The following is a 12,727-nucleotide window of genomic DNA, read 5'->3' on the forward strand; positions in this document are numbered from 1 at the left end:
CTAACTACCTGTGTATGCTATAATTATGTGATGAAAAGAAAGAAGACAGCACAGCATGGCATTTTCAAGGAAACGACAACGCCATTCACGATTTTTATCGTGATTCTGGCGCTGTTGACTCCCTTTAACATTTTTTCAGCTTCTTTATTTCATCCCGGTATGGCAGATGACAGCACTTCAGTTATCTCAAGTCCGATTCTGCCGATATCCGACGTTGCCGAACACGAAATTCCCCTACCGGCCGACTCTGTCGCGGTCGACTACAAGGCATTTCCCGACAGCATACACCTCGAGCTTGACCGCAACATGCGCACCCTTGTAGAAGGCGACTCAATCGTGGAAGAAGGCGATTCGACAGCAATCATTCCGGAAGGTATGATTCCGGTAGACAACTGCACAAACTGTGCCACCGACAGCATATCCCCCGGATTCGACCCCGATTATATCGTGCGCGAGTTCAATCCCGACCCAAAACGCGCGGTATGGCTGTCGGCACTGTTTCCCGGCCTTGGGCAGCTCTACAACCGCAGATACTGGAAACTGCCGCTCGTAGTCGGCGGCTTCATGGGCCTTACCTACGGTCTGACATGGAACAACCGCATGCTTACCGACTACACCCAGGCATACCGCGATCTCATGGACAGCGACCCCAATACTCGGTCGTACATGGATTTCTATCCACCCAACACCGACGAGTCGCAACTAAACAAAAGCTGGCTTGAAAAGACATTCAAGGCGCGAAAGGATTACTTCCGGCGCAACCGCGACCTCTGCATCATATCAATGATCGGACTCTATCTCGTGGCTATGGTCGACGCATATGTAGATGCGTCGCTCACCCACTTCGATATATCGCCCGACCTCTCGGTCGACTTCTCTCCCGCCGTAATTCCCGACGCACGAGGCTCACGCCCCGGCATCGGACTTCTCTGGGCCGTGAATTTCTAAACATATATCCACCCACGAATATGTATTACGATTTTCCCGGACAATATCCACCCCATCCTCTCTCCCCCTCTCAACAACCACCTCAATCACTACCACGGACAATGAAAAAAGTCATTTCATCCCTAATCATCGCTTGCGCAGCCATCACCGCATCGGCCGCGCCGTCGATATTGTCGCTGAAGCACTCCATTTCCGACAACTCAATCACATATCCCGAGAGCTTCGAGACCGACACTCACAAGATGCTACAGAACTGGTATCTTCAGAACTATACCGTACTTAACACTAACTTCGACAAATCGCAGCCTCTCAACGCCACCGACGAGGTGTACATAAAGCGTCTGTCGGCACTCCCGACCACAATCGAAATGCCCTACAACCAGATTGTGCGCTCATATATAAATATGTATACACAGCGCAAACGCGAGTTGGTCGAGGCCATGCTCGGCATGAGCCTGTACTATATGCCCATATTCGAGCAGGCACTGGAGCGCCACGGTGTTCCTCTGGAGCTACGCTATCTGCCTGTTATCGAGTCGGCCCTCAACCCCGACGCCGTATCCAAGGCAGGAGCCACGGGCCTGTGGCAATTCATGCTTCCGACAGCACGCGGACTCGGCATGGAAATCTCAACACTCGTCGACGAGCGCCGCGACCCACACGTGTCGTCGGAGGCTGCCGCCGTATATCTAAAGCAGCTATACAATATGTACGGCGACTGGTCGCTCGCCATAGCGGCCTACAACTGCGGACCCGGCAATGTCAACAAAGCCCTGCGCCGTGCCGGAATAGAAGATAAAAAGGATAAGGATTTCTGGAGCATATATTACTTTCTGCCACAGGAAACACGCGGATATGTGCCGGCATTCATTGCGGCCAACTACGTGATGACATACTACAACCTCCACGGAATATCTCCGGCCCTGGCAAAACGGCCTATAATAACCGATTCGGTTCATGTAAGCAAGCGCGTGAACTTCAACCAGATATCACAGGTGCTTAATATCCCGGTGGAGGAGATACGAGTGCTCAACCCCCAATACCGCCACGACATAATACCCGGCGACATCAGGCCATACTCGCTGGTGCTCCCCTCAATGCAGGTATACAGCTACATAATGAGCGAGGACAGCATAGCCGGACGCGACGCCACCCTCTACGCCCGGCGCTCGGTAGTAGAGCCGACTTCACTGGAAGAACTCGAGAACAACGGCGAGTTTACCACCAAACTCGTAGTAAAGACCCACAAGGTAAAACGCGGCGAAACCCTCTCCGGTATTGCAAAGAAGTATGGTGTGTCGGTATCCGACATAAAGAAGTGGAACGGTATGCGCAAAAACAGCGTGCCACGCGGACGCAATCTGAAGATAAACACATATGAGCGGGTACGCATAGAGAAGCCGGCCTCTGACACCACATCCGAGGCAAACACCTCCGAAAGCCTCGCAGAAGCATCGTCCGACGCTGAAAAGGCTGTAACTGAGACTGTAGCCGCAGTGGCTTCCGACACGGCAAAAAAAGCCAAGAAGACTGCCGCTCCAGCCACTCAGACCAAACAGAAAAAGTCGACCTCAACGTCATCGACAAAAAGCAAAGGAGGGTTTACCAACCACAAGGTGAAAAAGGGCGAAAGCCTTTACCGCATAGCCAAGGCGAAGGGCACCACTGTCGAGGCAATCCAGAAAGCCAACGGCATGTCGGGCTCGGCCATCCGCGAGGGACAGACCCTGAAGATTCCGCGCTGATTGCCGTCAGGCCATACCTGCTGCTGCATATCTCATGGCGCCTGTTCCCCCTTATCCGGGAATATGGCGCCATGTGCGTATCACCCGCCAACATAGAAATACGAATAATCAATATATAAACAATAGACCAATGTCACGATTTCTGTTAACACTGTCACTGTCGGCTGTGGCACTTACCGCATCGGCCGTGACTCCGTTGTGGCTTCGCGATGCCGCGATATCTCCCGACGGCTCCCGTATCGCCTTTACATACAAAGGCGATATATTTACAGTACCGACCGGAGGCGGCAATGCCACACGACTCACAACTCTCGACTCACATGAGGCATCACCTATATGGTCGCCCGACGGAAGCAAGATAGCCTTTGCCAGCGACCGCGAGGGTAGCTTCGATATATTTGTAATGGACAGTACCGGGGGCACTCCATTGCGCCTCACACGCAATTCGGCCAAGGAAGTGCCAGTAGCCTTCACCCCCGACGGGAAATATGTGATTTTCTCGGCCGCTATCCAGGATCCCGCCGAAAGCGCGCTATTTCCGACAGCCCGTCTTGGCGAGGTATACAAAGTGGCGGTAGACGGCGGCCGCACCACACGCATGCTCGCCACCCCCGCCGAGACAATGAGCTGGTCGCCCGACGGAAAGTGGTTGCTGTATCAGGACCGCAAAGGGATGGAGGACATCTGGCGCAAGCATCATACGTCATCGGTGACACGCGACGTATGGCGCTACGATGTGGCTACAGGAAAGCATACCAACCTTACATCACGCGGAGGAGAGGACTTGAATCCTGTAGTATCGCCCGACGGCACAACCGCATACTTCATAAGCGAACGCAATGGCGACAAGTCGCTCAACGTATGGTCATTTCCCGTAGGCAATCCGTCGAAAGTAAGCAGAATCACAGACTTTACCACCCATCCGGTAAGATTTCTTTCCATCGCCGGCAACGGCACGCTTGCCTTTACATACGACGGTGAGCTCTATACGATGCGTCCCGGCGCATCTGCGACAAAGGTGGCCGTCGATGTGGTGATTGACGAAGAGATACCCGACTACAAGACCTCGGTACGCTCGTCGGCAGGAGCAAAGGTGTCGCCCGACGGCAAGCAGGTGGCATTCGTCGACCGCGGAGAAGTATTTGTGACATCTGTCGAATATCCCACTACCCGACAGATTACACACACACCACAGGGAGAGGGGCTGATAACATGGAACACCGACAACCGCTCGATGGTCTATGTAAGCGAGCGCGACGGACACTATGCTCTCTACGAAGCCTCCGTAGGTCGTAAGGATGATCTCAACTTTCCCAACGCGACTACCATCGACGAACGTCCGCTATTCAGCGACAACATCGAGCGCACATATCCGCAGTATTCGCCCGACGGCAAGAGCCTTGCATTTATTGAGGACCGTAACAAGCTGATGGTAATGGATGTGGCCACCGGAAAGGTGCGCCGGCTTACCGACGGTTCGGCAAATCCGGAACGCGACGGAGGATTCTACTATGTATGGTCGCCCGACAGCCGATGGATTGCGTTCGAGCTCACCGGCAACGGCCATGAGCCATATGCCGATGTAGCCATCGTAAATACCGAGGGCACCCCAAAAGTAACCAACATCACCCGCTCATCGTACTTCGACACACATCCCCGATGGGCTCTCGACGGTAATGCCATCGCATTCGGCTCCGACCGCTACGGAATGCGCAGCCACGCAAGCTGGGGCTCGCAGGAAGATGTGATGCTCGTGTTCCTCAACCAGGACGCCTACGACAAATACCGTCTGTCGAAGGAGGACTACGAACTGCGCAAGGAACTCGAAAAGCAGCAGAAAGAAGACAAGGACAAGGCAGAAAAAGCAGCCGCCGGAAAGAAAAAAGGGAAGGATAAGAAGAAAAAGGACGATAAGAACGATGACGATGACGCCAAGGCCGACAAGAAGACAATCAATGTCGAGTTCGACGGTCTGCGCGACCGAATGGTACGCGTCACCCCCATGTCATCGTCGCTGGGCGACTTCATCGTCACCGACGATGGCGAGACTCTATACTTCTTCGCCGAATTCGACGACGGGTACGACCTCTGGAAAACCGACCTGCGAAAACACGAAACATCAATGGTCAAGAAACTCGGCTACCGTCACCGCTCAATACAGACCGACAAGGATGGCAACACCTTGTACCTGCTCGGCTCCGACGGCCTCGGCAAAATGAGCGTGTCCTCGGAGACAATAAAGCCCATCAAATATTCGGCCACAATGAAAATCGACCCCAAGGCCGAACGCGAATACATGTTCAACTATGTAAAGCAGGAGGAAGCAGCTCGCTTCTACGAGAAAAACATGCACGGTGTCGACTGGGAAGCCATGACCGAAGCCTACCGTAAGTTCCTGCCCCATATCAACAACAACTACGACTTCGCCGATCTCCTGTCGGAACTGCTCGGCGAGCTTAACGTGTCGCATACCGGCGGCCGCTACTATCCCTCGGCATCCGGCGAGCGTACGGCCTCTCTCGGACTGTTCTTTGACTGGGACTACTATGGCGACGGTCTGCGAGTGGCCGAAGTCATCGAGGGAGGTCCGTTTGACCATGCCAACACCGTAATAAAAAAAGGCACCATTATTGAAAAAATCAACGGTGTGGCTCTCAACGATTCTACCGACTACACATCGTTGCTTGCCGACATCGCCGGCAAGAAGACACTTGTCACACTGTACAACGGAAATGGCAACAGTGTGGACGAAGTAGTGCTCCCCATCACACAGGGGCGTCTCAACGACCTACTCTACCGCCGCTGGGTAAAGCAGCGCGAGGCTGACACCGAGCGTATGTCGGGCGGACGTCTGGGATACGTGCACCTACGCTCGATGGACGACGCCAGCTTCCGTCGTATCTACACCGACCTGCTCGGAAAATATGTGGACAAGGAGGGGATTGTAATCGATACCCGATGGAACGGCGGAGGCCGTCTCCACGAGGATATAGAAATGCTCTTCAGCGGCGATAAATACCTGACACAGGTAATTCGAGGCACTGATGTGTGCGACATGCCCTCGCGCCGATGGAACAAACCCAGCATCATGGTCCAATGTGAGGCCAACTACAGCAACGCCCACGGCACACCGTGGGTATACAAGCACAAAGGCATGGGCAAACTCGTAGGCATGCCGGTGCCCGGCACCATGACTTCCGTAAACTGGGAGACACTTCAGGACCCGTCGCTCATATTCGGCATTCCGGTAATAGGATATCGTACTGCCGAAGGCAACTATCTGGAAAACTCTCAGCTCGAACCGGACATAAAGGTTGCCAACGACCCCGCTACTGTAGTGAAAGGCGTAGACACCCAGCTTCAGACTGCCGTCGAAGAACTTTTGCGCCAGATTGACTCCACCCGTCAATAGCATATAATCCATCTAACAAATATTACCATGCGCCCGGCTTTACTTTCATCAGAAGCCGGGCGCATGGTATATCTGTCAGGACACGGGATACATGACAATCCCCACACTGGTAAAACACCATCCATACTCCGGAAAATTCCATATCGGAAGTGCGACAAAGCATCCGCACATATTACAATACCGTAACACATCAATCACAATACTACACCATTCCCACAACAGTTATATTACACAAAAGAACGACAATTGTTGTCACACAAAATCAAGCCACAGGTACAATTAACTAAATTTTAAGTTAACAAATAGTATATTTAACTGATTTGTACAACAATTGTAATTCAATTGACACCTACGCGCAAATCCACAAAATACTCAATACCTTAATTTTAAGCATTATATCAATCTGCAAATGTTAAAAATCAAATTAAGCAAATTTTTCTTTCAAAACATATTGTCAGTTCAGAAATTATATCTACATTTGCATCGTAATCATTCTGTAACACATCTGTGAAGCGAATGACACCATCCAAACAAACAAAAAAAGTCACACACAAAAAATACTTAGTTATGGGTTCGTCTAATTTCCAAACCAAACTCTTAGGTCTCCAGAAAAATCTTCTGAACTTTGCCTATATCCTAACGGCAAACCGCGATGACGCTTATGATCTCCTTCAGGACACCACCCTCAAGGCTCTCGACAATCAGGACAAATATGTCGACAATGTCAACTTCAAGGGCTGGGTGTTCACAATCATGCGCAACATCTTTATCAACAATTACCGAAAGGTAGTACGCTCGGCCACAATAATCGACCAGACCGAGGATCTCTATCACCTGAACCTCCCGCAGGATTCCGGATTTGAGACTCCCGAAGGATCGGTTGCAGCCAAAGAAATAACAGAAGCCATCAATGCGTTTTCCGACGATTACCGCATCCCCTTCTCTATGCATGTAGCAGGCTACAAATACAACGAGATTGCCGAGAAGATGAATCTTCCGCTCGGCACCGTAAAGAGCCGCATATTCTTCGCCCGCCAGCGCCTACAGCAGACACTGAAGGACTATCGTTAAGATTGTGCCATAGGCCAATCACCCACGCTGAAAGGCGATCTCGACACCTATGACTTTTTTTACAGTTCCTCGCTCCTCTAATCGGAAGTTAAGCCAAAACCGACTCAAATCTTGCTCTAAAGTAGAATACTACAACTGAAACATATGATTGACACACACAAGACGCCCTTATGGGGCGTCTTTCTTTTGAACAATGACCAACTCCGCCTTCATTGTCAATAATAGTCCGGCCGTAACCCGACATCCAGCAACGCGGGATTACAACATACTGCACGGCACTGACGATTCCCTGCCCTTCTTATACATACGAAAGGCTCCGACACACATTAATGCCGGAGCCTTCTCGTATTGAGAATGATTCACTTAGAACACATAAGTAACACCAAGACTCATATTGCCCGTATTGAAACTCATACCGGCAAACTCATAATCATGGCAACGCTTATAGCCGAGGAAGCCGAGAGCCGCCGAGAAAACGACATGGTCATTGATAGCATACTTCACACCTGGCTTCAGACCGATACCCCAGAGAGTGCCGTTGATAATCTCTTCGCCCGATACGTCCTCGTCAAAAAACTTACCGGTCTGGAACTGTCCTGCAAGATCTACATAGAATCCAATCTTGCCAATATTGACAAATGTATAACGTACAAACGGGTTAAACTTTAATGATGCGCCATGGATTGATGCACCGTCGCCATCTTTCTGATGAGCGTAAGCCAAACCGAACTGGGCTGCGATATCCCACCGGCCAACATTGTAACCAACTTCAGGAAGAACCGATACGCTGATATTCTTAAAATCGCCATGCTTGTTCTGGTTGGCACTTAACTGACCGTCAACCCACCATGACTGAGCGCTTGCTGAAAGCGACATAACCACTGCTGCGAGTGCAATAAGTAGCTTCTTCATAATAGATACATTTAGAATTTTGGAGTAAAAGAGTTGTTATTACAGGATAAACATTCGGTTAATCATGCAGCATACATGATTTATTGTTATTACACTCTACGTCGTTATTTGTTCATCTATTAACATTTAGCCTCTACAAATCATAAATTCCATCAATAAATTTACAAAAAAATCGGCCTGTCTATTGCAGAATTAAAAAAAAACATCTACCTTTGCACCATCATTCGGAAAAGCAATAAAAAGCAACACCGGATATACACAAATCATCTTTGGAGAGATGGCAGAGTGGTCGATTGCGGCGGTCTTGAAAACCGTTGAGGGTCACACCTCCGGGGGTTCGAATCCCTCTCTCTCCGCAATAAACGCTGAAAATCAGCAAATTGCAAAGCAAACACCCAGTTTTACACCCAAGAATGTAAAGTTGGGTGTTTTTGTATTATTTAAGATTTTATTCTGCTGTTTGTACAGTTACGCATTATAAATCCGGCTAATGGACACATTGTTCCACTTATAAGGATATGTCTCCATTTTGATTAGCCTGAAAGCAATAATTAGGGGTCAAGCCGAAATTCCGGTGCATGTAATTTTCAGAAAATTGTTAAATTTGCGGTATGAAAACATCGGAAGCATTCTGGATGTTCTTGCCCCAGGGGCTGGACGAACTGTTTGAGATGGTGCGCTTCGAACGTACAGAACAGGCATATGACATATGGCTTGATGAGAAAAAGAAACTCTCTGACGAGGACTACCGTAATCCGAACATAGTCGCGCGAGGTTATACGGAATACGTTACAATACAGGACTATCCGCTTCGAGGTCGCCCCGTATATCTTCACATGCGCAAGAATAAGTGGTGGGACAAGCGGACCAATGAGATATCCTCATACAACCTCGAACTCCCCAACGAGGAAGGCACACGACTCAGCGCAGAGTTCGTGTCTTTTTTAAAAGATGAAGGTGGAGACGACGGCACTGTCGATTAAGCACATAGCGCAGATGTACTGCGTCAACGGCAAGTATTTCGCGGATTTATACCGCAACAGGATAAGCGGTTATGCCGACTGGTGTGACCGGGAACTTTGCTGTGGCTTCTATTTCAATGCCGCCAATATTGGTCCGTACATGAGCCTTGACGAGACATGCCTGAGCAACGGCGAGGTATGGACCGTCCTGACCAACAAGGACGGCCACGGCGGCAAGGGCACGCTGGCTGCGGCCATCCCCGGCACGAAGAGCGACGAGATTATATCCATACTCATAGCAGCCATGAGTAAGTCAGTCAGGCGCAAAGTAAAAGAGGTTACCTGCAATCTGTCGCCGTCAATGATGCTGATAGCAGGTGAAGTATTCTATAACGCCCATGTGGTCAATGACCGTTTTCATGTACAACAGGTCTATAATGAGGCCGTTGACGAAATCCGTATCGACATACGCCGTCAGCTCATTGCCGAGGAAAATATTCGCGACAAGTCCACTACGCCGGTAACATACTCCAACGGTGAGACCATGCGGCAGATACTCGCCCGCAGTAAGCACACCCTGATGATGTCGCAGAACAAATGGACAGACATTCAGCGTCATCGCGTCAATATCCTGTTCAAGTACCATCCGATTCTAAAAAGTGCCTATACTCTTGCGATGGAGCTGCGCAGGATTTTCAATGCTAAAATCTCACCAACAAAAGCCATGGGGCGGATGAACAAGTGGTATGAAAAGGTAATGGCATTGGGCAACAATAACTTCCGCTCTGTCATCAAGACATTCAAGAACCACGCACCGACCATCCTGAACTACTTCCGGCGACGTGCGACCAATGCCTCCGCCGAGGCTTTCAACTCTAAAGTCAAGATCTTCCGCTCGCAAATGCGCGGTGTCCGAGACCGCGATTTCTTCATCTTCCGCCTGGTCAAACTGTACGCTTGAATATTTAACACTTCGGTCTACTCAATTTAACATATGCACTGGAATTTCGTAACTATTCAGCGGACACGCTAAGGCGATAATGTGGAATAGACATCACCATTATAAGTAAATTCAACCTGCTGATTTTATAGTAATTAGCTGCAATTTTATTTGGTAAAGTCAAATAAGTTTTGTATCTTTGTATCTGTGAAACAGCCGGTTAATGACATAACAGAAGTGCTGCGCGGATTATCCGCCCAGATTGAGTCGATGCAGAAAACCATCGACTCTCAGCATGCGACAATATGTCAGATTAACCGGAACGGACAGGCTCAACTCAGGAAAATTCAATCTCTTGAGCGGATGCTCAAAAAGAAGGATAAAGAACTTGAGGAACTTCGCAAACGCCTTTCAAAATATGAGGAGCCCCCGAAGAACTCCGGCAACAGCAGCACACCTCCGTCAAAAGAGCAGATGAGAGACGAGATTGTCCGTCGTACAAAGTCCCTGCGTAAACCGTCAGGCAGGAAACCCGGAGGTCAGCCAGGCCATGAAGGAAACACCCTCGAATTGAACGACTCTGTCGACAATATCGTGGATGAGAAACCCGGCATGTGTGATGAATGCGGAGATTCACTGGATGGATGTGATACCGAACTGGATTACATCACACAGATAATCTCGTTGCCTGAACTAAAGCCATTGATAACGGAGGTCAGACATTACGTCACGATATGCCGTACTTGTGGCAAGCGTGTAAAAGCCCACTCCCGACGTCGCCGTTCCAACGCCGTTGTGTATGACGCTTCTGTAAAAGGTTTTGTCGTATACCTGTCAACGGTTCAGTTCCTCCCATATAATCGTATAGCAGCTTTTTTCAAAGAAGTGTTCGGTCTTGAAATCAGCCAGGGGTCAATGGTCAACTGGATCAACGAGGCCAGACGGTCGGCCGAACCTGCCATTGAGAAAATCAAGGAGTATATAATGCAGTCACCTGTAGTTGGTTTTGATGAATCGGGTTGCTACTGCAACAAACGTCTTGACTGGGCGTGGATAGCGCAGACAGTGTATTTTACACTTGTGTTCCATGGCAAAAGCCGCAAAGGGCGGGAACTTGAAGACCGTTTTGGCGATTCACTCGAACGCATGACAGCAGTGACCGACCGTCACAGCGCATACTTCGCACTTCATTTTCTAAATCATCAGGTGTGCCTGGCGCATCTGCTTCGCGAATGCCAGTATCTCAACGAACTTGACAAGGAGCAGCAGTGGTCCGGATCGGTGGAAAGCCTCTTTCAGGAAGCGATACATGAACGGAATCAGAAGCCGACGGAGTCGATTGACCCTCAGTCATGGCTTGACCGCCTTGACAATCTCATTGATGAAAATTTATCAAGGCTCAACGAAAAGTTTACCACTTTCAAGAACGGCTTGCTGAAATGCCGTGACTACATCTTCAACTTTCTACGAGACCCGGCAATACCGCCGGACAACAACTCCTCAGAACGTGGAATAAGAAAGTTGAAAATCAAACTCAAAAACTCCGGTTGCTTCCGTTCAGACCTCGGTGCCGATGCCTTTATGGATCTGCATTCAATCGTCGAGACAACCAAGAAGCACGGCAACTCGCCCTACAACGCAATCCTCGCCCTTTTCTAAACGGCGACTACATCGGCGCGTCCGCTGAATAGTTACGGAATTTCGGCTTGGGCCACATTTACAAATATTTTACCGCTATGATTACCGAGAACAAAATTACTGAAATTTTCTGTCTTGCCGATGACTTCTGCAAGTATTTTTCTCCCGAGCTCAAAAAACATCAGATCAGCGATGGCAAAGTACATCGCAATAAGCCTGGAAGGCTTTCAGATGCAGAGGTCATAACGATACTGATTCTATTCCACTGCAAGGGCTTCAGATGTCTCAAGCATTTCTACACTCAATATGTCTGCAGACATCTTACTCATCTGTTTCCCAAAACTGTATCATACAATAGATTTGTTGAGTTGCAGAAATCCATACTATTGCCTCTGACCGTATTCATCAAAGAGGTGTTGCTGGGGACTTGTACCGGCATTGCGTATGTTGACTCAACACCATTGAGAGTCTGCAAGCATCAGCGTATACTTATACACAAGACATTCAAAAGTATAGCTGAAAGGGGCAAGTGTTCGATGGGATGGTTCTTCGGGTTCAAGCTGCATCTGATCATAAATGATAAGGGGGAAATCCTGAACTTTATGTTCACTCCAGGCAATGTGGATGACCGTGAGCCTCTTTACTCGGAATCGTTCATTGAGAATGTCAAAGGCAAACTCTGTGGTGATAAAGGATATATCGGCAAGCGACTGTTTGATTTCCTGTTCATGAACGGGATCCAGCTCGTTACCAAGGTTAAAAACAACATGAAGAACTCGCTGATGTCAGTAGCAGACAAAATTATGCTTCGCAAAAGAGCTCTTGTTGAATCTGTTAACGATGAACTTAAAAATATCGCTCAGATAGAACACTCAAGGCATCGGTCTTTCGCTAATTTTATCACCAATGCCTTGAGTGCTATCGCTGCTTACTGCTTTTTCCCAAAGAAACCGTCTATCTCTTTGGAGTTTGTGACAGATAACCAGCTAACTTTGTTCTGATTGCTTATATCGAACTCACGTTATTTATATTCATCAGGAAGATAGACCGCGAGTGCCATCTGCTTGTTTAGGTAGGTACTGTCGTATGAAATATGTCG

At 49.1% G+C, this 12,727-nt stretch carries 9 protein-coding genes and 1 tRNA gene; 9 read left to right on the plus strand and 1 reads right to left on the minus strand.

The features are described from left to right. Positions 1-159 precede the first annotated feature (159 nt). The 4 genes from ADH68_RS01985 (at position 160) to ADH68_RS02000 (ending at position 7,176) form a co-directional block, all read left to right on the plus strand. On the plus strand, positions 160-948 hold the full coding sequence (locus ADH68_RS01985) for a DUF5683 domain-containing protein (protein WP_084273928.1): 789 nt from the start codon (positions 160-162) through the stop codon (positions 946-948). Positions 949-1,049: 101 nt separating this feature from the next. Continuing rightward, complete coding sequence (locus tag ADH68_RS01990) at positions 1,050-2,693, plus strand: LysM peptidoglycan-binding domain-containing protein (RefSeq protein WP_068960010.1); 1,644 nt, start codon at positions 1,050-1,052, stop codon at positions 2,691-2,693. A gap of 130 nt (positions 2,694-2,823) precedes the next feature. Continuing rightward, positions 2,824-6,105 carry a S41 family peptidase gene (locus ADH68_RS01995; protein WP_068960009.1) on the plus strand — a complete coding sequence of 1,094 codons (3,282 nt, stop codon included), beginning with the start codon at positions 2,824-2,826 and terminating at the stop codon, positions 6,103-6,105. A 567-nt stretch (positions 6,106-6,672) separates the two neighbouring features. Next, entirely contained in the window at positions 6,673-7,176 is a 504-nt protein-coding gene (locus ADH68_RS02000; RefSeq protein WP_068961980.1) for an RNA polymerase sigma factor, read from the plus strand. Positions 7,177-7,539: 363 nt separating this feature from the next. On the opposite strand, the gene ADH68_RS02005 is transcribed toward ADH68_RS02000, so the two are convergent. Continuing rightward, entirely contained in the window at positions 7,540-8,088 is a 549-nt protein-coding gene (locus ADH68_RS02005; RefSeq protein WP_068960008.1) for an outer membrane beta-barrel protein, read from the minus strand. Positions 8,089-8,359: 271 nt separating this feature from the next. Between ADH68_RS02005 and ADH68_RS02010 the strand changes: the two genes are divergently transcribed. The 5 genes from ADH68_RS02010 to ADH68_RS02030 all read left to right on the plus strand — a co-directional run bounded on the left by ADH68_RS02010 (position 8,360) and on the right by ADH68_RS02030 (position 12,629). Then, positions 8,360-8,444 (plus strand) — tRNA-Ser (locus ADH68_RS02010). A gap of 255 nt (positions 8,445-8,699) precedes the next feature. Continuing rightward, a complete protein-coding gene (locus tag ADH68_RS02015) occupies positions 8,700-9,071 on the plus strand; it encodes an ISAon1 family transposase N-terminal region protein (RefSeq protein ID WP_068960007.1) in 372 nt (123 codons plus the stop codon). Beyond that, entirely contained in the window at positions 9,040-10,011 is a 972-nt protein-coding gene (locus ADH68_RS02020; RefSeq protein WP_232321436.1) for an ISAon1 family transposase, read from the plus strand. Before ADH68_RS02015 ends, ADH68_RS02020 begins: the two co-directional genes overlap by 32 nt. A gap of 186 nt (positions 10,012-10,197) precedes the next feature. Continuing rightward, positions 10,198-11,649, plus strand: a complete 1,452-nt coding sequence (gene tnpC, locus ADH68_RS02025; RefSeq protein ID WP_068960006.1) for an IS66 family transposase — start codon at positions 10,198-10,200, stop codon at positions 11,647-11,649. Positions 11,650-11,726: 77 nt separating this feature from the next. Then, positions 11,727-12,629 carry an IS982 family transposase gene (locus ADH68_RS02030; RefSeq protein ID WP_068960005.1) on the plus strand — a complete coding sequence of 301 codons (903 nt, stop codon included), beginning with the start codon at positions 11,727-11,729 and terminating at the stop codon, positions 12,627-12,629. Positions 12,630-12,727 lie beyond the last annotated feature (98 nt).

It is taken from the genome of Muribaculum intestinale, from assembly GCF_002201515.1.
Lineage (GTDB): Bacteria > Bacteroidota > Bacteroidia > Bacteroidales > Muribaculaceae > Muribaculum > Muribaculum intestinale.

Excerpts from the sequence above, each read along its gene's own strand:
- ADH68_RS01995 (WP_068960009.1), top strand. The coding sequence starts at position 2,824 with ATGTCACGATTTCTGTTAACACTGTCACTGTCGGCTGTGGCACTTACC.
- ADH68_RS01985 (WP_084273928.1), top strand. The coding sequence starts at position 160 with ATGGCAGATGACAGCACTTCAGTTATCTCAAGTCCGATTCTGCCGATA.
- ADH68_RS02000 (WP_068961980.1), top strand. The coding sequence starts at position 6,673 with ATGGGTTCGTCTAATTTCCAAACCAAACTCTTAGGTCTCCAGAAAAAT.
- ADH68_RS02030 (WP_068960005.1), top strand. The coding sequence starts at position 11,727 with ATGATTACCGAGAACAAAATTACTGAAATTTTCTGTCTTGCCGATGAC.
- ADH68_RS01990 (WP_068960010.1), top strand. The coding sequence starts at position 1,050 with ATGAAAAAAGTCATTTCATCCCTAATCATCGCTTGCGCAGCCATCACC.
- ADH68_RS02005 (WP_068960008.1), bottom strand. The coding sequence starts at position 8,088 with ATGAAGAAGCTACTTATTGCACTCGCAGCAGTGGTTATGTCGCTTTCA.
- ADH68_RS02015 (WP_068960007.1), top strand. The coding sequence starts at position 8,700 with ATGAAAACATCGGAAGCATTCTGGATGTTCTTGCCCCAGGGGCTGGAC.
- ADH68_RS02020 (WP_232321436.1), top strand. The coding sequence starts at position 9,040 with ATGAAGGTGGAGACGACGGCACTGTCGATTAAGCACATAGCGCAGATG.